The 21,759-nt window shown below is 72.2% G+C and carries 24 protein-coding genes; 5 read left to right on the top strand and 19 right to left on the bottom strand.

Translation table 11 applies throughout. From position 1 onward, the window contains the following. Positions 1-3: 3 nt before the first annotated feature. The 12 genes from ACWD4U_RS08345 to ACWD4U_RS08290 all read right to left on the bottom strand — a co-directional run bounded on the left by ACWD4U_RS08345 (position 4) and on the right by ACWD4U_RS08290 (position 12,145). On the bottom strand, positions 4-1,332 hold the full coding sequence (locus ACWD4U_RS08345) for an NADH-quinone oxidoreductase subunit D (RefSeq protein ID WP_363455260.1): 1,329 nt from the start codon (positions 1,330-1,332) through the stop codon (positions 4-6). Continuing rightward, positions 1,332-2,042, bottom strand: coding sequence for an NADH-quinone oxidoreductase subunit C (locus ACWD4U_RS08340; protein WP_363455263.1), 711 nt, complete (start codon positions 2,040-2,042; stop codon positions 1,332-1,334). The genes ACWD4U_RS08345 and ACWD4U_RS08340 overlap by 1 nt, the downstream gene beginning before the upstream one ends. After that, positions 2,039-2,593 carry a NuoB/complex I 20 kDa subunit family protein gene (locus ACWD4U_RS08335; protein ID WP_363455265.1) on the bottom strand — a complete coding sequence of 185 codons (555 nt, stop codon included), beginning with the start codon at positions 2,591-2,593 and terminating at the stop codon, positions 2,039-2,041. The genes ACWD4U_RS08340 and ACWD4U_RS08335 overlap by 4 nt, the downstream gene beginning before the upstream one ends. Positions 2,594-2,655: 62 nt before the next feature. Beyond that, a complete protein-coding gene (locus tag ACWD4U_RS08330; protein ID WP_033822576.1) occupies positions 2,656-3,015 on the bottom strand; it encodes an NADH-quinone oxidoreductase subunit A in 360 nt (119 codons plus the stop codon). Positions 3,016-3,439: 424 nt separating this feature from the next. Continuing rightward, positions 3,440-4,384 carry a DMT family transporter gene (locus tag ACWD4U_RS08325; RefSeq protein ID WP_363455268.1) on the bottom strand — a complete coding sequence of 315 codons (945 nt, stop codon included), beginning with the start codon at positions 4,382-4,384 and terminating at the stop codon, positions 3,440-3,442. Between the two features lie 149 nt (positions 4,385-4,533). Beyond that, the gene (locus ACWD4U_RS08320; RefSeq protein WP_363455271.1) at positions 4,534-5,814 is read right to left on the bottom strand and encodes a geranylgeranyl reductase family protein; all 1,281 of its coding nucleotides are present in this window, start codon (positions 5,812-5,814) and stop codon (positions 4,534-4,536) included. 87 nt (positions 5,815-5,901) lie between these two features. Continuing rightward, the gene (locus ACWD4U_RS08315) at positions 5,902-6,597 is read right to left on the bottom strand and encodes a demethylmenaquinone methyltransferase (RefSeq protein ID WP_363455274.1); all 696 of its coding nucleotides are present in this window, start codon (positions 6,595-6,597) and stop codon (positions 5,902-5,904) included. 44 nt (positions 6,598-6,641) lie between these two features. Continuing rightward, positions 6,642-7,238 carry a hypothetical protein gene (locus tag ACWD4U_RS08310; RefSeq protein WP_363455277.1) on the bottom strand — a complete coding sequence of 199 codons (597 nt, stop codon included), beginning with the start codon at positions 7,236-7,238 and terminating at the stop codon, positions 6,642-6,644. A 208-nt stretch (positions 7,239-7,446) separates the two neighbouring features. Then, positions 7,447-8,058, bottom strand: coding sequence for an amidohydrolase family protein (locus tag ACWD4U_RS08305; RefSeq protein ID WP_363455280.1), 612 nt, complete (start codon positions 8,056-8,058; stop codon positions 7,447-7,449). Between the two features lie 11 nt (positions 8,059-8,069). After that, a complete protein-coding gene (gene mqnC / locus ACWD4U_RS08300) occupies positions 8,070-9,278 on the bottom strand; it encodes a cyclic dehypoxanthinyl futalosine synthase (protein WP_363455283.1) in 1,209 nt (402 codons plus the stop codon). Between the two features lie 69 nt (positions 9,279-9,347). Beyond that, positions 9,348-11,114 carry a protein kinase domain-containing protein gene (locus ACWD4U_RS08295; protein ID WP_363455286.1) on the bottom strand — a complete coding sequence of 589 codons (1,767 nt, stop codon included), beginning with the start codon at positions 11,112-11,114 and terminating at the stop codon, positions 9,348-9,350. A 140-nt stretch (positions 11,115-11,254) separates the two neighbouring features. Then, positions 11,255-12,145 (bottom strand): menaquinone biosynthetic enzyme MqnA/MqnD family protein, encoded by an 891-nt coding sequence (locus tag ACWD4U_RS08290; RefSeq protein WP_363455289.1) that lies wholly within the window; start codon positions 12,143-12,145, stop codon positions 11,255-11,257. A 353-nt stretch (positions 12,146-12,498) separates the two neighbouring features. Here ACWD4U_RS08290 and ACWD4U_RS08285 point away from each other — a divergent pair, with 353 nt between their 5' ends. Next, positions 12,499-12,702: a cold-shock protein gene (locus ACWD4U_RS08285; protein WP_043915662.1), complete on the top strand. Its 204-nt coding sequence runs from the start codon at positions 12,499-12,501 to the stop codon at positions 12,700-12,702. A 335-nt stretch (positions 12,703-13,037) separates the two neighbouring features. Continuing rightward, a complete protein-coding gene (locus ACWD4U_RS08280; RefSeq protein ID WP_363455292.1) occupies positions 13,038-14,039 on the top strand; it encodes a bile acid:sodium symporter family protein in 1,002 nt (333 codons plus the stop codon). 9 nt (positions 14,040-14,048) lie between these two features. Here ACWD4U_RS08280 and ACWD4U_RS08275 read toward each other — a convergent pair whose 3' ends face one another. Together ACWD4U_RS08275 and ACWD4U_RS08270 are read right to left on the bottom strand one after the other, a co-directional pair. Beyond that, positions 14,049-14,639, bottom strand: a complete 591-nt coding sequence (locus ACWD4U_RS08275; protein ID WP_363455295.1) for a TetR/AcrR family transcriptional regulator — start codon at positions 14,637-14,639, stop codon at positions 14,049-14,051. Positions 14,640-14,653: 14 nt separating this feature from the next. Beyond that, on the bottom strand, positions 14,654-15,016 hold the full coding sequence (locus ACWD4U_RS08270) for a DUF1304 domain-containing protein (protein WP_363455298.1): 363 nt from the start codon (positions 15,014-15,016) through the stop codon (positions 14,654-14,656). A gap of 79 nt (positions 15,017-15,095) precedes the next feature. On the opposite strand from ACWD4U_RS08270, the gene ACWD4U_RS08265 reads away from it, so the two are divergent. Next, a complete protein-coding gene (locus ACWD4U_RS08265; protein ID WP_363455300.1) occupies positions 15,096-15,641 on the top strand; it encodes a DUF1707 SHOCT-like domain-containing protein in 546 nt (181 codons plus the stop codon). A 14-nt stretch (positions 15,642-15,655) separates the two neighbouring features. Here ACWD4U_RS08265 and ACWD4U_RS08260 read toward each other — a convergent pair whose 3' ends face one another. Beyond that, positions 15,656-16,216: a Uma2 family endonuclease gene (locus tag ACWD4U_RS08260; RefSeq protein WP_363455303.1), complete on the bottom strand. Its 561-nt coding sequence runs from the start codon at positions 16,214-16,216 to the stop codon at positions 15,656-15,658. A 120-nt stretch (positions 16,217-16,336) separates the two neighbouring features. Next, positions 16,337-17,671 (bottom strand): dicarboxylate/amino acid:cation symporter, encoded by a 1,335-nt coding sequence (locus ACWD4U_RS08255; RefSeq protein WP_363455305.1) that lies wholly within the window; start codon positions 17,669-17,671, stop codon positions 16,337-16,339. A 378-nt stretch (positions 17,672-18,049) separates the two neighbouring features. Here ACWD4U_RS08255 and ACWD4U_RS08250 point away from each other — a divergent pair, with 378 nt between their 5' ends. Both ACWD4U_RS08250 and ACWD4U_RS08245 read left to right on the top strand, forming a co-directional pair. Continuing rightward, positions 18,050-19,240: an MFS transporter gene (locus ACWD4U_RS08250; RefSeq protein WP_363455306.1), complete on the top strand. Its 1,191-nt coding sequence runs from the start codon at positions 18,050-18,052 to the stop codon at positions 19,238-19,240. Positions 19,241-19,366: 126 nt separating this feature from the next. Next, the gene (locus tag ACWD4U_RS08245) at positions 19,367-19,804 is read left to right on the top strand and encodes a GNAT family N-acetyltransferase (protein ID WP_363455309.1); all 438 of its coding nucleotides are present in this window, start codon (positions 19,367-19,369) and stop codon (positions 19,802-19,804) included. A 7-nt stretch (positions 19,805-19,811) separates the two neighbouring features. On the opposite strand, the gene ACWD4U_RS08240 is transcribed toward ACWD4U_RS08245, so the two are convergent. From ACWD4U_RS08240 to ACWD4U_RS08230, 3 genes are all read right to left on the bottom strand, one after another. Continuing rightward, positions 19,812-20,819 carry a LacI family DNA-binding transcriptional regulator gene (locus ACWD4U_RS08240; protein ID WP_363455312.1) on the bottom strand — a complete coding sequence of 336 codons (1,008 nt, stop codon included), beginning with the start codon at positions 20,817-20,819 and terminating at the stop codon, positions 19,812-19,814. 4 nt (positions 20,820-20,823) lie between these two features. Beyond that, entirely contained in the window at positions 20,824-21,150 is a 327-nt protein-coding gene (locus tag ACWD4U_RS08235; RefSeq protein ID WP_363455315.1) for a DUF4229 domain-containing protein, read from the bottom strand. A gap of 74 nt (positions 21,151-21,224) precedes the next feature. After that, positions 21,225-21,752 carry a GNAT family N-acetyltransferase gene (locus tag ACWD4U_RS08230; protein WP_363455318.1) on the bottom strand — a complete coding sequence of 176 codons (528 nt, stop codon included), beginning with the start codon at positions 21,750-21,752 and terminating at the stop codon, positions 21,225-21,227. Between the last annotated feature and the right edge of the window lie 7 nt (positions 21,753-21,759).

The raw sequence follows: 21,759 nt of genomic DNA, 5'->3' as shown, positions 1-21,759 counted from the left end.
TGCTCACCGGTCCACGCCTCCCATCACCGGGTCGATCCCGGCCACCGCAACGATCACGTCGGCCACCTGGCCGCCCTCGCACATCGCCGCCATCGTCTGCAGGTTGGTGAACGACGGGTCGCGGAAGTGCACCCGGTACGGCCGGGTGCCGCCGTCGCTGACCACGTGCACCCCGAGCTCGCCCTTGGGCGACTCGACGGCGGCGTACGCCTGGCCGACCGGGACGTGGAAGCCCTCGGTGACCAGCTTGAAGTGGTGGATCAGAGCCTCCATCGAGGTGCCCATGATCTTCCGGATGTGGTCGAGCGAGTTGCCCATGCCGTCCGGGCCGACGGCCAGTTGGGCCGGCCAGGCGATCTTCTTGTCGGCCACCATCACCGGTCCGGGCTTCAGCCGCTCCAGGCACTGCTCGACGATCCGCAGCGACTGCTTCATCTCCTCCAGGCGGATCAGGAACCGCCCGTAGGAGTCGCAGGTGTCGGCCACCGCGACGTCGAACTCGTAGTTCTCGTAGCCGCAGTACGGGTCGCTCTTGCGCAGGTCGTGCGGCAGGCCGGTGGAGCGCAGGATCGGCCCGGTGGCGCCGAGCGCCAGGCAGCCGGGCAGGTCGAGGAAGCCGACGTCGACCAGCCGGGCCTTGAACACCGGGTTGTCGGTGGCGAGTTTGTCGTACTCGTGCATCCGGGAGCGGAGCAGCTTGACGCCCTCGCGGATCTGGTCGACGGCGCCGGGCGGCAGGTCCTGGGCCAGGCCGCCGGGGCGGACGTACGCGTGGTTCATCCGCAGGCCGGTGACCAGCTCGAAGATGTCGAGGACGACCTCGCGGTCACGGAAGCCGTAGATCATCAGGGTGGTGGAGCCGATCTCCATGCCGCCGGTGGCGAGCGCCACCAGGTGCGACGAGATCCGGTTCAGCTCCATCATCAACACCCGGATCACGGACGCCCGTTCGGGGACGTCGGCGGTGATCCCGAGGAGCTTCTCGACGGCCAGGCAGTAGGCGGTCTCGTTGTACAGCGGGGTCAGGTAGTCCATCCGCGTCACGAACGTGGTGCCCTGCACCCAGTTGCGGAACTCCATGTTCTTCTCGATGCCGGTGTGCAGGTAGCCGATGCCGCAGCGGGCCTCGGTGACCGTCTCGCCGTCGATCTCCAGGATCAGCCGGAGCACACCGTGGGTGGACGGGTGCTGCGGGCCCATGTTGACGATGATCCGCTCGTCGTCGGCCCGGGCCACCGCCTCGGCGACCTCGCCCCAGTCGCCGCCGGTGACGGTGAAGACCCGTCCTTCGGTGGTCTCCCTGGAGCCTGCTTCGTAATGGGTGCTGCTCATCAGGTGTACGACCTCCGCTGGTCGGGCGCCGGGATCTGCGCGCCCTTGTACTCGACGGGGATGCCGCCGAGCGGGTAGTCCTTCCGCTGCGGGTGCCCCAGCCAGTCGTCCGGCATCATGATCCGGGTCAGCGCCGGGTGGCCCTCGAAGACCAGGCCGAAGAAGTCGTAGGTCTCCCGCTCGTGCCAGTCGTTGGTCGGGTAGACGCTGACCACGGACGGGATCCGCGGGTCCGCGTCGGGCGCGGTCACCTCCAGCCGGATCAGCCGGCCGTGGGTGATCGAGCGCAGGTGGTAGACGGCGTGCAGCTCGCGGCCCTTGTCGTGCGGGTAGTGCACGCCGCTGACGCCGAGGCAGAGCTCGAAGCGCAGCGCCGGGTCGTCGCGCAGCGTGCGGACGGTCTTCAGCAGGTGCTCGCGGGCGATGTGGAAGGTGACCTCGCCGCGGTCGACCACGGTCTTCTCGACCACCTCCGCGACGTCCAGGCCCTGCTCCTCCAGCGCGCCCTCCAGCTCGTCGGCCACCTCGTCGAAGTAGCCGCCGTACGGACGCTCGCTCGGGCCGGGCAGCACGATCGGGGCGGTCAGGCCGCCGAAACCGGAGGTGTCGCCGGTGTCCTGGGCGCCGAACATGCCCTGCCGGGTGCCGACCACCTCGACCGGGATCTCCCGCCGGGTGGCGGGGACTTCGGGCTTCTCGGGCTCGGTCATCGCAGCAGCCCCCGCATCTCGCTGATCGGAGTGGCCCGCAGCGCGAACTGCTCGGCCTCCTCCTCGGCCCGGCGGCGGTTCACGCCGAGCTTCTCGTGCTGGATCTTCTCGTGCAGCTTGATGATCGCGTCCAGCAGCATCTCCGGGCGGGGCGGGCAGCCCGGCAGGTAGATGTCGACCGGGACGATGTGGTCGACGCCCTGCACGATCGCGTAGTTGTTGAACATGCCGCCGGAGGAGGCGCACACGCCCATCGAGATGACCCACTTCGGATTCGGCATCTGGTCGTAGACCTGCCGCAACACGGGGGCCATCTTCTGGCTCACCCGGCCCGCCACGATCATCAGGTCGGCCTGCCGCGGCGAGCCGCGGAAGACCTCCATGCCGAACCGCGCCAGGTCGTAGCGACCGGCGCCGGTGGTCATCATCTCGATCGCGCAGCAGGCCAGTCCGAAGGTGGCGGGGAAGAGCGACGCCTTCCGCACCCACCCCGCGGCGGCCTCCACGCTGGTGAGCAGAAAGCCGCTCGGCAGCTTCTCCTCGATACCCATCAGTTCCCTCTCAATGCCCTCAAGTCCGGTGGCTTGTCCGCCCGTTCACAAACGGCGGGATGTCAGTCCCACTCCAGACCGCCGCGGCGCCAGACGTAGGCGTAGGCGACGAACACGGTGGCGATGAACAGCAGCATCTCGACCAGCCCGAAGATCCCCAGGGCGTCGAAGCTGACCGCCCACGGGTAGAGGAAGACGATCTCGATGTCGAAGACGATGAAGAGCATCGCCGTCAGGTAGTACTTGATCGGGAACCGACCGCCGCCCACGGGCTGCGGGGTCGGCTCGATGCCGCACTCGTACGCCTCCAACTTGGCCCGGTTGTAGCGCTTCGGGCCGGTCAGCGAGGCCATCGTGACGGAGCCGACCGCGAACGCCGCCGCGATGGCACCGAGTACGAGGATCGGCGCGTAGGCATTCATAGCCTCCGCTCCCTCCGTCCAGTCGTCCTTGACTGCAGATCGGAACCGACAGGTCACCGAGTGGTGAACCCGTGATCCACTTCGTGAGATCCGGCCTCATGTGAGGCAGTTCACAAAGCCCGGATCGAGCGCATCTTATGCCTGTCGGCTTGTGACTTGCACCACGCGGTTCCCGACGATCTTTGTGATATGCGCCACCTCGCAAACCACCATAGACCGTGGTCAGACCCCACTTATCCACCCAGTGCAGGCACTTGATCACATGCTGTGGCAAACCACCCTGAATCGACCCGTCATGAGGCCCGGCCTATATCAATCACGCCGCTGTCGAGGCAAATTTCGGACGATCCGGCACCCCGTGATAGGGGATCTCACTCGCCAGGTGGACACCCGAGGGCGGTCGCTTGACCCTTCGTTCACAAGCTCACAGGGCAGCGGTGCCGGGCGCCGCAGCGGTGCGGGGCGACGGCGGGGTGCGGTCCACCGCGCGGCGGCCCCACTCGGTGCCGGCGAGGACCGCCAGCGCGCCCAGCAGGGCGAGCGGGCCGGGGCGGTCGCCGGCCAGCGCGATGCCGAAGACCGCGGCCCACAGCGGCTCGGTGCCCAGCAGCAGGCTGACCCGGGACGGCGAGGTGGCCCGGACCGCCCACAGCTGGACGAAGAAGGCGAACAGGGTGCACAGCAGCGACAGGTAGAGCAGCAGGCTCCACCGGGCCCCGTCGAAGGACGCCGCCACACTCAGCGGGGACGGGCCGGCGAACGGCGCGGCCACGGCGAACACCGCGGTGGCGAAGGCCAGTTGGACCCAGGTCAGGGCCAGCGAGTCCACCCCACGGACGGAACGCAGGCGGGCCGTCGCCAGCACGTTGACGGTCCGGGCCACCGCCGCGCCCAGCACCAGCAGGTCGCCCGCGGACGGCGGCTTCAGCCCGCCGCCACCGGTCAGCAGCGCCACCCCCAGCACCGACAGCGCCGCCGCGGCCAGGAACGCCCCCGAGGGCGCGACCCGGCGCAGCGCGGCCTCGGCGAGCGGCGTGAACACCATCGTCAGGCTGATCACCAGCCCCGCGTTGGTCGCCGAGGTGTGCACCGCGCCGTAGGTCTCCAGCAGGAAGATCACGCCCAGCACCAGTCCGAGCAGCGCCCCGCCGCCCCACTGACGCGCCGTCAGCCCGCGCAGCCGCCGCCACGCCACCGCGCCGAGCAGCGGCAGCACCAGCCCGAAGCGCAGCGCCAGCACGGCCACCACGGTGTCCGGTTCGGCGACCCGCTTCACCACCAGGAAGCTCGACCCCCACACCACCGCCACCGCGAGCAGCGGCAGGTCGCGCAGGAGCGGGGGACGGGTGGCGGACGGCTCGGCGCTCATGGCACGGCTCCCGGGGGACGGCGGGGGCCCGTGCAGCGTCGAACGGACTGGTCGGCGCACACCCTCTCGTACGCGAAAGGCGGCGGGCAAGCGTTTTCCGCCTGCTCGCCGCCTGCTCGCTCGCCGCGCTTTTCTGCGGCTGCTCGGGCTCAGGCCCGCGGGGCCACCTTGGCCAGGCCGTTGATGACGCGGTCGGCGACGTCGCCGCCGCTCGGGTCGGTCAGGTTGGCGAGCAGCTTGAGGACGAACTTCATCAGCACCGGGTGGGTCAGTCCGCGTTCGGCGGCGATCCGCATCACCCGGTCGTTGCCGATCAGCTTCACGAAGGCCCGGCCGAGCGTGTAGTAGCCGCCGTAGACGTCCTTGAGGATCTGCGGGTAGCGGGCCAGCGCGCGCTCCCGGCCCTCGGGGGTGATCCGGGCCATGGCCTGAATGATGACGCCCGCCGCGATCTGGCCGGATTCCATCGCATAGGCGATGCCCTCGCCGTTGAACGGGTTGACCATGCCGCCCGCGTCGCCGACCAGCAGCAGGCCGCGGGTGTAGTGCGGCTGCCGGTTGAAGGCCATCGGCAGCGCGGCGCCGCGGATCGGCTCGGTCATGTTCTCCGGCGTGTAGCCCCACTCCTCGGGCATGCCGGCGCACCAGCTCTTCAGCACCTCGCGCCAGTTCAGGTCACCGAAGGCGGGCGAGGAGTTCAGGATGCCGAGGCCGACGTTGGAGGTGCCGTCGCCCATGCCGAAGATCCAGCCGTAGCCGGGCAGCAGCTTCTTCTGCCCGCCGCGGGTGTCCCACAGCTCCAACCAGGACTCGAGGTAGTCGTCGTCGTGCCGGGGCGAGGTGAAGTAGGTGCGGTAGGCCACGCCCATCGGCCGGGACTCGATCCGGTGCAGGCCCATGGCCAGCGACAGCCGGGTCGAGTTGCCGTCCGCGGCGACCACCAGCGGGGCGTGGAACTCCACCTCGCGCTTGTCCGCGCCGAGCTTGGCGGTGACGCCCGTGATCCGGCCGGTGCGGTCCTGGACCGGGCCGCTGACGTTGCAGTTCTCGTACAGCCGGGCGCCGGCCTTCTGCGCCTGACGGGCCAGCAGCTCGTCGAAGTCGGCGCGCTTGCGGACCAGTCCGTAGTCCGGGAAGGCGGACAGCTCCGGCCAGTCCAGCTCCAGCCGGACGCCGCCGCCGATGATCCGCAGGCCCTTGTTGTGCAGCCAGCCGTTCTCGGTGGAGACGTCGATGCCCATGTCCACCAGTTGCTTGACGGCGCGCGGGGTCAGGCCGTCACCGCACACCTTCTCGCGGGGGAACTCGGTCTTCTCCAGCAGCAGCACGTCCAGGCCCGCCTGGGCCAGCCAGTACGCGGTCGTCGCGCCGGCCGGACCGGCGCCGACCACGATGACGTCGGCGGTGGACTCGACGGCGGTCTCGGTCATGTGGGCTTTCTCCTGAGCGCGTCGGGGGTCATGGAGGTCGGCCCGACACTCCGTCACCTTCGGCGACGGATGCCGAACCCCGGCAGTCTACGGGGCCTTGAAGCCGCGGTGGAGGGCGACGATGCCGCCGGTGAGGTTGCGCCAGGCGACCTTGCTCCAACCGGCGCGCTGCAGTTCGGCGGCGAGCGCCGGCTGGTCGGGCCAGGCCCGGATCGACTCGGCGAGGTAGACGTACGCCTCCGGGTTGGAGGAGACCGCGGTGGCCACCGGCGGCAGCGCGCGCATCAGGTACTCGGTGTAGACGGTGCGCAGCGGCGTCCAGGTCGGGGTGGAGAACTCGCAGATCACCAGCTTGCCGCCGGGCTTGGTGACCCGGAGCAGCTCGCGCAGCGCGGTCTCGTACTCCTGCACGTTGCGCAGCGCGAAGGAGATGGTCACCGCGTCGAAGGAGTCGTCGGCGAACGGGAGCCTGGTGGCATCGCCCGCGGTGAGGGCGAGTTCGGGGTGGCGGGCCTTGCCCTCGGTGAGCATGCCGAGCGAGAAGTCGCACGGGACCACGTCGGCACCGGCCTCCAGGAACGGCAGCGAGGAGGTGCCGGTGCCCGCGCCGAGGTCCAGGATGCGCTGGCCCGCGACGGCACCCACCGCATCGGCCACCGCCCGGCGCCACAGCCGGGCCTGGCCCAGCGAGAGCACGTCGTTGGTGCGGTCGTACTTGGCCGCGACGTCGTCGAACATGGCGGCGACGTCCTGCGGCTGCTTGTCCAGATGGGCTCGGGTCACGACCCCATTGTTCACCTTGCGGGCCCGTCACCCGTCACCAGGGCTCACCGCAGAGCGCGGCGGCCCCCCTTGCGGCGCCGGCGGGACCGCTTCCCGTGCGTGATCGCGGGCATCCCCTCGGCGGCGAACGCCACCGCGAAGCCGCCCCGTCCGATCGTCCCGTCCGCCGGGTGGGCCCGCTTGAACCGTCGGATCCGGTACAGGCAGAGCACGCACAGCAGCACCGCCACCGGCACGCTGGTCTGCGCCAACCCGACGCCCACCGGCTGCGGATACCGCTTTCCGCACACCCGCACCGCGCCCGGGTCGTCCGCCGCGTGCTCCAGGCAGATCGCGTCGCCGACCTGGGCGTTCTCCGGCACCCACAGGTCCGCGGCGGCCAGCTTGCGGCCGTCCGCCAGGTAGCTGACCTGGCTGTAGGTGCCGCTGCCGCCCGGGAGTTGGGTGATCGTGCCCTGCACCCGCACCGGGTGCGCGTTGATCCGGTCCGCCTGGTCGGCCTGCCGCCAGCCCAGCAGGCACATCCCGAGCGCGACCACCGCGCTCAGCACCGCGCCGATGTACCAGCCGCGGCCCAGTCTCGGCCGAGCCGCCGCCGAAGCCGGGTACCCGGGCGGGCGGTCGGGGGTGGCGGCTCGCATGCGTCCTGTCCTGGCTCGGCAACGGGGGCTGAACCGGGATGTTATCCGCTGGCGGGTCCTCAGGTCACGGGGAGTCAGAACCCGCCGGTATGACCATCACCACGCCCCGCCTGCTTTCGGCCAGCGTCCGGGACACAGAACCACCGTGCGGGGCGCGGGACCACCACCGTCCGGGGCGCGGGACTACCGCTGCCCGGGGACGCAGGGACTACCGCCCGCGGTACAGCAGGCGTCCGCCCAGCACCGTCGCCAGACACGCTCCGCCGCGCTGCTCCCACTCCGCTACCGACCCGACCGCGAAGACCGCGAAGTCGGCCGGTCCGCCGACCGTCAGCGGCCGGTGCACGGCGGACGCCGGCGTCGCGTCCGCCAGCGGGTCGAGCTCGCCGGGAGCCGACGTGCCGTCACCGCCCAGCGGGTGCAGTCCGGATCGCGCCACGGCCGTGCGCACCGCCGCCCGTTCGAAGGGGCCGGTGACCGCGGTCGCGCCGTGGCCGAGCATCCGCTGCAGGCCGCGCCGGGCACTGGCGCCCCAGCGCTCGTCGGTCAGCTCCGCGGGGGGCGGCAGCGGCCGCTCCCCCGCCTCCTCGCGCGGGTCCGGGTGGTAGGCGTGCTCCAGCAGCCAGGCACCGTGCCGGTTGACCAGCCCCGGCACCAGCAGCCCGGGCCACTCCCGCACCCGCGCGCCGGCCACGTCCGCGAAGGGCCCGAGCCGCGCGATCGTCGCGCCGTCGACCAGCACCGCCCCGTCGACGATCGGCGAGGCGGTGGGGTCGGCCGGATCGGGCAGCAGCAGCGCGGCCCGGTGCAGCGTCAGCATGGTGAGGGTCGTCAGGAGGTGGCGAGGATCTTCAGCTCGGGGTGCGCGGTGCCGCCCTCGATCGCGGTGGAGGCGATGTGCGAGGCCACCCGCGGGTCGACCGGGTCGTTCGCCGGGTCGTCCAGCACCCGCAGGTGCTCGTAGGTGGTGGAGCGCTGCGCGGGCACCCGGCCGGCGGTGCGGATCAGGTGGATCAGCTCGTGCAGGTTGGAGCGGTGCTTGGCGCCGGCCGCGGAGACCACGTTCTCCTCCAGCATCACCGAGCCGAGGTCGTCCGCGCCGTAGTGCAGCGACAGCTGCCCGGCCTCCTTGCCCGTGGTGAGCCAGGAGCCCTGGATGTGCGCCACGTTGTCGAGGAAGAGCCGCGCGATGGCGATCATGCGCAGGTACTCGAAGACGGTGGCCTGGGTCGAGCCCTTCAGGTGGTTGTTCTGCGGCTGGTAGGTGTAGGGGATGAACGCCCGGAAGCCGCCGGTGCGGTCCTGCACGTCGCGGATCATCCGCAGGTGCTCGATCCGCTCGGCGTTGGTCTCGCCGGTGCCCATCAGCATGGTGGAGGTGGACTCCACGCCGAGCCGGTGCGCGGTCTCCATGATCTCCAGCCAGCGCTCGCCGGACTCCTTCAGCGGGGCGATCGCCTTCCGCGGACGCTCCGGCAGCAGCTCGGCGCCGGCGCCCGCGAAGGAGTCCAGGCCCGCGGCGTGGATCCGGGTGATCGCCTCCTCGATGGAGACGCCGGAGATCTTCGCCATGTGCTCGACCTCGGAGGCGCCCAGCGAGTGGATCACCAGCTGCGGGAACTCCGCCTTGATCGCCGCGAAGTTCTTCTCGTAGTACTCGACGCCGTAGTCCGGGTGGTGCCCGCCCTGGAACATGATCTGGGTGCCGCCCAGCTCCACCGTCTCCGCGCACCGCCGCAGGACCTCGTCCAGCTCCCGCGACCAGCCCTTGTCGCTCTTCGGCGGCACGTAGAAGGCGCAGAACTTGCACGCCGTCACGCAGACGTTGGTGTAGTTGATGTTCCGTTCGATGATGTACGTGGCGATGTGCTCCACGCCTGCGTACCGCCGCCGGCGCACCGCGTCGGCCGCCGCGCCCAGCGCGTGCAGCGGCGCCGAACGGTACAGCTCCAGCGCCTCGTCGGGGGTGATCCGGCCGCCCTCGGCCGCACGGTCCAGAACGGCCTGCAGCTCGGCGGCGGAAAGGTTCTGCTCGGACACCTTGCGGGCCTGCTTTCTTCATCGGAAGGGCGACCGAACCAGCCTACGCCAGCGTATTTCCGGGCCCGCTCACCCCTGCTTCCGCAAGTCCCCGGCCGGGTCGCTGCCCAACGGCGCCTCGCTGACCTGCAGATGGATCGAGGTCCCGTCACTCGCCGCGGTGTACGTCTGCTTCTCCGGGGCGCCGGTGCACCCGGCCCCGTCGCCGTCCGACCGCTCCTGCAGCACCACCTTCCCGGGCTCCGCGGACAGCAGGGTCAGCACGCCCGCGCAGACCGTGTCGCTGAGCTCCGAGGCGTTGCTGGTGCGGCCGACCTGCTCGCCGACCTTGCCGCCGGTGAAGGTGACGGTGAAGTTGGACTCCAGCGGCACGATCTTGGTGGTGATCGGGCCCTTCCAGGTGCCCAGGAAGGAGTCGGGAAGCGATTTCCCGTTGCCGCTCACGGCCGGCGACCCGGTGCTGCCGACCGGGGCGGCGGAGCTGCCGGTCCGCGGCGAGGGGTCGGCGGTGCCGCTCGGTTCGTCGGACGCCGAGGCGCTCGGGTCGTCCGAGGCGTCCGCGCCGTTCGAACCGCCGTCCGCCTGGTCCTGGCCGGGCGAGTGGGAGGACGAGGCCTCGGCCTGCCAGGGCAGGTTGTCGGTCGCCGCGAGCGTCCCGAACACCGTGGCCACCAGCACCGCGACGGCCGCCACCGCGCCCCAGATCCGGTTCCGCCGCGCCCGCCCGGTCGAGGTGACCGCGTCCGGCGCCCCGCCCGGGCCGCCGTCCAGCACCGTCGGCATCCGGTCGGCGAACCCGCCCGGACCGGTCGGCCCCCCGACGCCACTGCCCACCGGGTCGGCTGACGGCACGCGGGCTGACGGCAGGTCGGTTGACGGGCCGTTCGCACCGATGCCGGTCGCAGGGGTCCCAGCCGCGGGGGTGCCGAGCGGCGGTTCCGCCTCCAGGTCCAGCAGTTCGACGGCGGCGCGGCCCACGGCGGCGGCCAGGGCGGGCGGCAGCCAGCCGCCGGGACCGACGGCTCCGGCCGCGCCCGGGGCGAGCCGGGCGCGCAGCTCGGCGGGGGTGGGACGGCGGGCCGGGTCCTTGGCCAGGCAGTCGGCCACCACGGCGGCCAGCTCGCCGTGCAGCCCGGTGAGTTCGGGCTCCTCGTGGATCACCCGGTAGAGCAGGACGGCGGCGCTGACGCCCTCGCCGAACGGGGCCTTGCCGGTGGCGGCGAAGGCCAGCAGCGCACCGAGCGAGAAGACGTCACCGGCGGGGCCGACCGGCCGCCCGCCGGCCTGTTCCGGCGACATGAACCCGGGCGAGCCGACCACGTACCCGCTGTGGGTGAGCGCGGTGGCGGCGTCCAGCGCCCGGGCCACCCCGAAGTCGATCAGCCGCGGCCCGTCCAGGGTGAGCAGCACGTTGGACGGCTTGACGTCCCGGTGCACCAGTCCGAGCGTGTGCACCTGTTCCAGCGCCTCGGCCAGCCAGGCCCCGAGCGCGTGCACCGCGGGAGTGGGCAGCGGGCCGCCGCCGCGCACCGCCGTGCCGAGCGAGGGTCCGGCGACGTACCCGGTGGCGACCCACGGGCGGGGGCCCTCGGTGTCGGCGTCCAGCACGGGGGCGGTCCAGCGTCCGCCGACCTGCCGGGCGGCGGCCACCTCCTGACGGAACCTCGCCCGGAACTCCGGGTCGTCGGCGAGCTCCGAGCGCACCGCCTTGACCGCCACGGTCCGCCCGCCCGCCGTCCGGCCGAGGTACACCCGCCCCATGCCGCCGGCCCCGAGCCGCCGCAGCAGCCGGTACTCCCCGATCCACGACGGATCGTCAGTTCCCAGCCGCTCCACGCCACTTCCTCCCCGACCGGACCAATGGCCCCCCAATGGCCCGACAATCACAAAGTGATCGTCAGATCAGTCATTTCCCTCGACCTTCCCATAATGATCATCAGACCCATAATGATCACCGGGTCACCGGTCGCAGCCGTTCAGACCACCGCCGCGGGCACGGGCTCCCACAGCCGGATCTCCACATCCCCCGGGAAGCCGCTGTCATGCGCGACCCGGCGCGCGAACTCGGCGATCCCGGCGAGCTGCCGCTCCCCCAGCGAGAAGTCCAGCGCCTCGCTGAAGTACCGCTCCAGCAGCGGCGCGTCGAAGGCCTCCCAGCGCGCCGCCTGCTCCGCCACCATGGCGGCCTCGGTCAGCGAGAGGTCCCGGGACTCCAGGAACGCCCGGTGAACGGCGGCGGTCAGCTGGGGGTGCTGCTCGGCGTAGTCGCGGCGGGCCGCCCAGACCGCGAAGACGAACGGCAGTCCCGTCCACTCCTTCCACATCGCGCCCAGGTCGTGCACCGCCAGCCCCTGCCGGGGCGCCTGCTCGAGCGAGGCGCGCAGCGCCGGGTCGCCGATCAGCACCGCGGCGTCGGCGTCGGCCAGCATCGCGTCCAGGTCGGGCGGGCAGCTGAAGTACTCCGGCCGCACCCCCTCGCGCTCCTCCAGCAGCAGCCGGGCCAGCCGCACGGACGTCCGACTGGTCGAGCCGAGCGCCACCCGCCGGCCGTCCAGCTCGGCCAGCGGGCGCTTGCTGACGATCACGCAGGACATCACCGGGCCGTCGCTGCCGACCGCGATGTCCGGAAGCACCATCAGGCGGTCGGCGTTGCGCAGGTACTCCACGCAGGTGATCGGGCCGATGTCGAGTTCGCCGGCGACCAGCCGGTCGCTCAGCTTCTCCGGGGTGTCCTTGCTGAGGTCCAGATCGAGCAGGTTCCCGGTCCGCGCGAGGCCCCAGTAGAGGGGTAGACAGTTGAGGAACTGAATATGCCCGACCCGCGGCCTGACCGCCGCCGCCGGGTGGTCGGCATCCCGACTGCTCACCGTGTGCTCCCTTGCCGTTAGTGCTCCACCGGCAGGGTATGCCCGCTGATTGGGACGGCTCGCATCCGGTGCCCGACACACCGTCCCGCACCGTCGTTAGCCCCTGGTCGGGGCCGCGCCTGCGTGCTACCGTTCACGTCAGTTGCAGTTTGATTCCCCTTGCAGTACTTGGAGCCTGCGGAGCATGTAACCGCAGGCTTTTTGTAATTTTTCAGCAGTATCCGCATCAATTGAGCATTGATTGAGCACTGTGCGAAAAAACTCCGGACTCGTCCGGAGGCGGGGCGATCAGCGCAGCGGACCCGGGCGCCACAAGGTGTGGCGTCCACAACGTCCCTCGCAAGGAGAACGGTATGGCGACCGGAACCGTCAAGTGGTTCAACGCCGAGAAGGGCTTCGGCTTCATCGCCCAGGAGGGCGGCGGCCCCGACGTCTTCGTCCACTACTCCGCCATCAACGCGACCGGTTTCCGCTCGCTGGAGGAGAACCAGGCGGTCAGCTTCGACGTCACCCAGGGCCCGAAGGGCCCGCAGGCGGAGAACGTCGTCGCGATCTGACATCTCTTCACATCTGATCGCTCACGGCCCCTCGGGTCCGTAACGAGTTGCAGTTCCCAAGGGGGCCTCGCCGGCGGCGGGCCCCCTGCCCTTTTCCCGCCCGCACCACGCCTTTCCCTTCGGGCTTTCCCGGCAGGCCTTTCCCGGCAGGGCTTTCCCCGGCCGTTCTCCGGCCCGATCCCGCCCCCGATGCCATCCCCCGATCCCGGCTCGTTCTCCCGGCCCGTTCTGCGGGCTCGGTCTCCCGGCCTGTTCTCCCGGCTCGTTCTGCGGGTGCGATGCCGGCCTCCCGACCCGGTCGATCGGCCCGAGGGCCCCCGGGAGATCATCGAGCCATGGACCGAATCCGCGCCGCCCACCGCGCCCTCGACCGCGCCCTGCGCCGGATCGGTATCGACACCTACCTCGTGCTGCTGCTGTGCACCGTCGCCCTGGCCACCCTGCTGCCCGCCCGCGGCGCAGCCGCCACCGCCGCCGGTGACGCGGTCAAGCTCGCCGTCGCCCTGCTCTTCTTCCTGTACGGCGCCCGGCTCTCCCCGCAGGAGGCGCTGGCCGGCGCCCGGCACTGGAAGCTGCACCTGCTGATCCTCGGCTGCACCTTCGTGCTGTTCCCGCTGCTCGCCGAGGCCACCCGGCTGCTGCCCGACGCGGTGCTGCCCCCGCAGCTGTTCACCGGCGTGCTGTTCCTCACCCTGCTGCCGTCGACCGTGCAGTCCTCGATCGCCTTCACCTCGATGGCGGGCGGCAACGTCGCCGCCGCGATCTGCGCCGCCACCTTCTCCAGCCTGCTGGGCATCGTGCTCACCCCGCTGCTCGCCGCCTGGCTGCTCTCCGGCGCCACCGGGGTCGCGGTCGACGGCGGCCAGGTGCTGGACATCGTGCTCCAGCTGCTGGTCCCGTTCGCCCTCGGCCAGCTGCTGCGCCGCTGGGTCGGCCCGTGGATCGCCCGCCACCGGCTGGTCACCCTGGTGGTGGACCGCGGTTCGATCCTGCTGATCGTCTACGTCGCCTTCAGCGAGGGCGTCCGCGAGGGCATCTGGAGCCGGGTCACCGTCGCCCAGCTGGCCTGGCTGGCCGTCATCTCCCTGGCCCTGCTGGCCGCCGTCCTCGCCTTCACCCACCTCGCCTCGCACCGCCTCGGCTTCGCCCGCCCCGACCGGATCACCATCCAGTTCTGCGGCTCCAAGAAGAGCCTGGCCAACGGCCTCCCGCTGGCCACCATCCTCTTCCCCGCCACCACGGTCGGCCTGACCGTCCTCCCGCTGATGCTCTTCCACCAGCTCCAACTGATGGTCTGCACCGTCCTCGCCCAACGCTGGGCCCGGCAGGCGCGGTAAGCCACGCGCTCAGCCCAGCGGGGTGCGGTGCAGGCTGATCAGCAGGCGCCAGACGCGGCCGGCCAGTTCGTCCGGGGTGGCCTCGACCAGGCCGTGCAGCCAGTCGGCGAAGACGCCGGCGAATGCCGCGGCGACCGCGGACGCCACCAGCCCGGGTTCCGGTGCGCCCGCCAACTCGCGCTCGCGGCGGCTGTGTTCGCGCAGGTCGCGGTGGAGCACCTGCCCCAGCGGGCCGCCGCCGCCCGGGGTCATCAACTCCCGGTAGAGCCCGGCGTGCGGGGCCACCTCAGTGAAGAACTCCCCCAGCGCGGGCGGCGGGACGGCCGGGTCCGGCACCCCGCGCCAGGCGTGCAGCGCGTCCACCGCCGCGCGGACCACGTCCGCGCAGGCGTCCACGGCCAGCCCCGACAGGTCCGCGTAGTGCAGGTAGTACGTGGCCCGGCCGACGCCGGCCCGGCGGACCACCGACGCCACGCTCACCTCCGCCAGCGGACGGTCCGCGCACTCCGCGAGCAGCGCCGCCCGCAGTTTCGCCCTGGTCCGCTCGGCCCGCGGGTCCCCCGCCGCGGTGCGCCCCTCCGGCCGTCCGTCCGTACTCATCCGGTCATCATCGCTCATCCGGCGATGAGCACCGCGGTGAGCGCCAGCGCCCCCGGCACTGCCTGCGCGAACAGGATCCGCCGGTTCGCGGTCACCGCGCCGTACACACCCGCGACCACCACGCACACCAGGAAGAACACCCGCACCGCGAAGCCGGTCGGGTCGTCCGCGACCAGGCCCCACACCAGGCCCGCCGCCAGGAAGCCGTTGTACAGCCCCTGGTTGGCCGCCAGCGGCGCCGTCTTCCGGGCCAACTCCGCATCGAACCCCGACAGTTCACGCCCCGGCCGGCGCTCCCACAGGAACATCTCCAGCACCAGGATGTACGCGTGCAACGCGGCCACCAGGCCCACCAGCACCGCAGCCGTGATCCCCACTACAACCGCCTCCTCATCATGGACAGGCGTCCAGCATACATGGACGACTGTCCAGAATCCCTCCCGCTAAGGTGTCCGCGTGACTTCTCTGCCGGACAGTCCGCAGCGCCCCGTCCGCGACCTCGAGCGCGAAGCCGCCGTGACCCGCCTTCAGAACGCCTACGTCGAAGGGCAGCTCACCCACCAGGAGATGGACGAGCGCCTCCACCGGGCGCTCACCGCCACCACCCCCGCCGACCTCGCCGCGGCCACCGCCGCCCTCCCGGCCGAGGAACCCGCCCCGGTCTCCACCATCACCGCCGCCACCGGCCGGATCACCCGCCGCGGCGCGTGGCGCGTCCCCCGCACCCTCAAGGTCGACTCCGCGTTCGGCCGGGTCCGCCTCGACCTCTCGCGGGCGGTGATCGACCACCCCGTCACCGACATCGAGATCAACATCGGCACCGGCCGCGCGAGGATCACCCTCCCCCGCAACGCCGTGGTCGACTTCGAGGGCGTCCGCACCACCTGGAAGGACCTGCGCTACCGGCCCCCACGCCACCGCCCCACCCCCGACGCCCCGGTCATCCGCCTCACCGGAGTCATCGGCTTCGGCCGCCTCAAGATCCGCCACGCCAAGCACTGACCGCCCGCCCGAGGTCAGAACCCCGCCGTATCCACCCGCAGCCCGAACGGCTCCGGCAACGCGATCGGTTCACCGAACGGAAGCGGGCCGATCGCCCGCGTGTATCCGAGTTCGCCCGGCTCCGAGAAGAGCGTCCAGGCCCGGTCCCGCCGGTCGATCAGCAAGTACAGCGGCGCTCCGTACTCGGCGTACCGCCGCGGCTTCACGAGCCGGTCGGTGTCACCGTTCGAGTTCGAGGTCACCTCGACCACCAGCAGCGTCTGGTCCGGCAGCAGCGCGCCGCCGTCCTTGGCCAAGGTGCGCGGAACCACGGCGACGTCGGGGATGAACCAGTTGCTCGACCCTGGCAGATCGAGGTCGCCGGAGCCCATGATGCACTCGAGTTCCCGCACCTTCAGTCGGAGTTGGTCCCGAACGTCGTCGGCGACCGCCTCGTGGTCCCATCCCGGCGTCATGGGCGTGATGACTCCCTCGATGATCTGGACGCGGTCGCCCGCGTGGTGCTGGATCGCGTACTTCAGCGCCAGCTCCGGATCGACGCGGTCGTAGTGCCGCTCGCTCGGCAGTGCGGTCATCGGCCCCTCCTTCGCCGCCTCCACGCTATCGACCCGAATCCTCAACTCCCAGGATCCTCACCCCAACGAGCGACGGCCCGCACCGTGGGAGGGTGCGGGCCGTCGCGGCGGGTGGGGCGGTCAGGCGGCGACGGGGTCGCTCGCGGTCTGGGCCGGGATGGGGGTGGTGGGGCGGTCCTCGGTGAGGAGGTCGCCGGTGGGGGCGTTGTAGGCGGCGAGGTCGAGGGTCTTCTCGCGGGCGGAGACCAGGATCGGCACCACGACCTGCCCGGCCACGTTGGTGGCGGTGCGGATCATGTCGAGGATCGGGTCGATGGCGAGCAGCAGGCCGACGCCCTCCAGGGGCAGGCCCAGGGTGGAGAGGGTCAGGGTGAGCATGACGATCGCGCCGGTGAGGCCGGCCGTCGCGGCGGAGCCGATCACCGAGACGAACGCGATCAGCAGGTAGTCGCCGATGCCGAGGTCGATGCCGTACACCTGGGCCACGAAGATCGCGGCGAGCGACGGGTAGATCGCGGCGCAGCCGTCCATCTTGGTGGTCGCCCCGAACGGGACGGCAAAGCTCGCGTATTCGGACGGAACGCCCAGGCGCTCGGTGACGCGGCGGGTAACCGGCAGGGTGCCGACCGAGGAGCGGGAGACGAAGGCCAGCTGGATCGCGGGCCAGGCGCCCTTGAAGAAGTTCAGCGGGTTGAGGCCGCCGACGAAGCGCAGCAGCAGCGAGTAGACGCCGAACAGGACGATCGCGCAGCCGACGTAGACGTCGACGGTGAGGGTGGTGAACGGCTTGAGCAGGTCCCAGCCGTAGACGGCGACGGACTTGCCGATCAGGCCGAGGGTGCCGAGCGGGGCGAGCCGGATGACCCACCACAGGGCGGTCTGGGTGAGCTCCAGGACGGCCTCGGAGAGCTTGGCCACGGGGGCGGCCTTCTCGCCGAGCTTGAGGAGGGCCGCGCCGACCACCACGCCGAGGAAGACGATCTGGAGGACGTTCACCTTCAGGAAGGCGTCGGCGATGTTGGTCGGGATGATGCCGGTCAGGAAGTCGACCCAGCTGCCGGCCTTGTCGACGCCCTTGACGCCCTGGGTGGAGAGGTGGGCGCCCTTGCCGGGGTCGGTGAGCAGGCCGAGGCCGAGGCCGACGGCGACCGCGATCAGCGAGGTGGCGAGGAACCAGAACAGGGTGCGGGCGGCCAGCCGGGCGGCGTTGGTGACGTTCCGCAGGTTGGCGACCGAGACGATGATCGCGGTGAAGACGAGCGGCGGCACGGCCAGCTTGAGCAGTTGGACGAAGGTCTTGCCGATGGTGTCCAGGGTGGTCTTCAGCCAGGACACGTCGCCGGACCGGGCGATCCAGCCGAGCAGCAGGCCGAGGACCAGGCCGCCGACGATCTGGGCCCAGAACGGGGTGCGTCGGAGGCGTCCCAGCAGGGTGGGCGCGGGCGCGGTGGACATGGGTGTGCGACTCCGGGGGGAAGGGCGGTGACGGGGGGGAGGAGGCGGGGCGGCGGCACGGCGGACGCGGAAGCCGGGCTCACGGGCCCGGAGTTCCGACAGGGGAGGTGTCGGGGCGTCAGGAGAGGCGTGCCGCCCGCATACAGCCGCCGGAGCGACAGCGACACGGGCCGTCCACGGCGCCGGACAGACGCGGGCAGCGCGGCATGAGCGAGGTGCTCATCCCGGGCTGGTCAGCGGCGTCTGCGGCGGTCATGGCCGGAAGATTAGCAACAAACCTTTGAGATGTTCAAAGTACTTGTTTGAGGACGAGCTTTGACGCTCATCAGTTATACGTATAACTTGAGGGCACACACCGCCTGCCGAGAAGGACGCCCCATGGGCTACGCCGCGCTGCTCCGCGCCCCGCACGTCACCCGGCTCCTGGTGGGCACCCTGGTCGGCCGGCTGCCCGCCGGGATGACCGCCCTGGTGATCGCCCTCGCCCTGCGCGAGGCCGGCACCCCGTACAGCCGGATCGGCCTGGCCACCGCCGCGTACGCGATCGCCGCCGCGATCGGCGGGCCGGTGCTCGGCCGGATCGTCGACCTGACCGGGCAGCCCCGCGTCCTGCTCGCCTCCGCCGTCGCGGCCGGCGGCGGCTACGCGCTGCTCGCCCTCGCCCCCGGCTCCCCCGTCGCCGCCCCGCTCGGCGCGGCGATCGCCGGCCTCTGCATGCCCCCGCTCGAACCCTGCCTGCGCTCGCTGTGGCCGGACGTGGTCGACGAGGAGCAGCTGGACACCGCGTACGCCTTCGACTCCGCCTCGCAGCAGGTGCTGTACGTCGCCGGGCCGCTCGCCGTCGCCGGGATCGCCGCCGCGTTCGGCCCGTCCACAGCCCTGTGGACGGCCGCCGCGCTCGGCCTGCTCGGCGCGCTGGTGGTCGCCACCTCCGCCCCCGCCAGGGCCTGGCGGGCACCGAAGCGGGCCGCCTCCGCCGGGCTGCTCGGACCGCTCCGCTCCCCCGGACTGGTCCTGCTGCTGCTCGGCCTGGCCGGGGCCGGCTGGACGGTCGGCGCGCAGAACGTGCTCTTCATCGCCTACGCCGAACAGCACCCCGGCGGCCTGCCGGGCGGGGCCGGCACCCTGCTCGCCCTCGCCGCCCTCGCCGGGCTGCTCGGCGCGCTCGCCTACGGCACCGCGACCTGGAAGGCCGACACCGCCACCCGTACCTGGGTGCTGGCGCTCGGCATGGCCGTCGGCTACCTGCCGCTGTTGCTGCTGCCCGGACCGCTGCCGATGGCCGCCCTCGCCTTCCTGTCCGGCCTCGGCCTGGCCCCGCTGCTCGCCGCCGCCTTCGTCCTGGTCGCCGAACTCGCCCCCACCGGCACCGTCACCGAAGCCTTCGCCTGGCTGGTCACCCTCTTCGCCACCGGCAACGCCGCGGGCTACGCCGTCTCCGGCAGCCTGGTCACCACCTCCCTCCACGCCGTCGCCCTCTGCGCCACCGCCGGCATCACCCTCGGCGGCATCCTCCTCCTCACCACCCGCACCCGCCTCCGCCTCACCCCGGCCACCGCCACCGCCTGACGGCGGGTCTACGGATCGGGGATACACCGATCGTCTGACGGTCCAGGTCGGCGGAGCGCACCGCCCGGTCCCGACTCCTGCGAATCGACTCGCGTGTCGCCGCTGCCACCTGCTTGGATGCGCCGCATGACGACGAGGATCGAACTGCCTGCGGGCTACGAGGTGTCCACCGATGCGGCGCGGCTTGACCGGGGGGCGGTGCATCGGTGGTTGGCCGAGGAGTCGTACTGGGCGGCGGGGCGGGCTCGGGAGACGCAGGAGACCGCGATCGGGAACTCGCTCAACTTCGGGGTGTACGAGGTGGGGAGCGGGGCGCAGGTGGGGTACGCGCGGGTGGTGACGGACGGGGCGACCTTCGGGTGGCTGTGCGACGTGTTCGTGGCGGAGGAGGCGCGGGGGCGGGGGCTGGGCACGGCGCTCGCCGCCGCGGTGCGGGACCACCTGGCGGGGATGGGGCTGCGGCGGCTGATGCTGGCGACCCGGGACGCGCACGAGGTGTACGCGAAGGTCGGGTTCGAGCCGATGGCGGCGCCGGAGAAGTGGATGATCATCGGCGCGCAGTGACGCACCGTCAGGCGGACGTGGAGCGGCGCACCAGCAGCGTGGTGGCGAGCGGCGCGGTCGCCGTCGGCGGGGCGCCGTCCAGCAGCGCGACCAGGGTGGCGAGTCCGGTGCGGCCGAGCTCTTCGCCGGGCAGGTCGACGGTGGTGAGCGGCGGGCTGAGCAGTTCGGCGACCGGGATGTTGTCCATGCCGACCACCGAGAGGTCGGCGGGGATCCGCAGCCCGAGGTCGGCGGCGGCCCGGTAGACGCCGGAGGCGACCACGTCGTCGTCGCAGACCACCGCGCGGGGGCGGTCGGGGCCGGCCAGCAGCTCGCGGGCGGCCTGCTCGGCGGCCTTGCTGCCCTCGTTCAGGCTGACGCCGACCTCCAGGACGTCGAGGTCCGCGCCGGCCGCCTCGAACGCGGCCTGCCGCACCCGGAAGGTGTACGCGGAGTGCACCGAGCGCAGGCGGCCGATGCGGCGGTGGCCGAGCGCGGCGAGGTGGTCGACGGCGGCCCGCATGCCGGTGGCGAGGTCGAGTTCGACGGTGGGGCGGCCGGGGTTGGCGGCGGGGTCGGCGTCCAGGTAGACGGCGGCGGTGTCGGCGGGCAGCTCGCCGAGCTGGCGGTCGTCCGGGGAGCAGATCAGCAGGCCGTCGAAGCGGCCGGCGCCGGCGGCCTCGGCGAGGGTGGCGGCGTCCCAGCCGCTGCTGACGACGACGGCGAGGCCGTGCCGGGCGGCCTCCTGGTGGACGCCGGTCAGCACCCGGCCGAAGAACGGGCCGAGCAGGTTGGGGACGGCGAGCAGCACCATGCCGCTGCGGCCGAGCCGCAGTTGGCGGCCGGCCGCCTGCGGGCGGTAGCCGAGTTCGCGGGCGGCCCGGTGGATGCGCTCGCGGGTGGCGTCGGAGACCCGGTGGCCGGTGGTGCCGGAGAACACCAGGGAGACGGTGGCCTGGGAGACGCCGGCCAGCCGGGCCACGTCCCGGCCGGTCGGGCGGCGGCGCGCCGCGTCGCCGGACGGGTGGTCCGACACGTCGTCAGCCGGCCTGCGCCTGCTGGGCGGCGGCGCGGGCGGCGTCGTCCGCCGCGTCCTCGGCGGCGTCCCGGTCGGCGGCGCGGGCCTTGCGGGACTCGACGCGCTCCGCGATCTGCGCGGACATCTCGTCACGCTGCTTGCTGAGGACCACGTAGCTGATCGCCGAGGAGGCCACGGCGGCCAGCGCGAAGAGGATCAGCACGCCGAGCGAGCCGACCACCGGGATGACGCCGAAGTGGCCGAGCAGCAGCGCGACCAGCAGGCAGCCCAGGAAGATGCTCACCCGCAGGGAGGTGTAGCGGAGCGTCGCGTGGTTCTTGCTGCTCACGGGGCTTCGTCCTTCACTGCCGGGTGGCGCGACGGTGCGCGCGGGGGTAATGGCCCTCCCAGTGAAGCACGACCTCACACCCGTCGGTCGCGCAGGTCGAGCCACATCGTCACGTCGTCGCGCTCGTCGCCGGGCGCGACCCGGATCCCGCCCGGCACCCGGCCGACCTCGACGTAGCCGCTGCGGCCGTAGAAGGTCTCCAGCCCGTGGCCGCCGCGCAGGGTCAGCCGCAGCCCGGACAGGCCCCAGCCGCGGGCCACCCGCTCGGCCTCGGCGAGCAGTTCGGCGCCGTAGCCGAGGCCCTGGAAGTCGGGGTGCACCATGACGCGCTTCAGCAGCCGCCAGTGGTCCATCAGGTCGAAGCGCATGGACTCGAAGAAGACCACCGCGGCCAGCCGCCCGTCCGGCGCGTAGCCGACCAGCAGTCGGTCCGGGCCGAGGCCGTCGAACTGCTTCTTCGCGGTCGGGCCGACGTCCTCGACGGTCACCGGCGGGACGAAGCCGACGGCGCCGCCGGCGTTGGACACGTCGGTCCACAGCGCGACCACCGAGGCCTGCAGGTCGGGGGTGGGCTCGGGGTCGAGAACGAAGCGCAGCGTCATGGTCGTC

It is taken from the genome of Kitasatospora sp. NPDC002522 (assembly GCF_053595195.1).
This window is presented reverse-complemented; position numbering and strand designations above follow the sequence as displayed.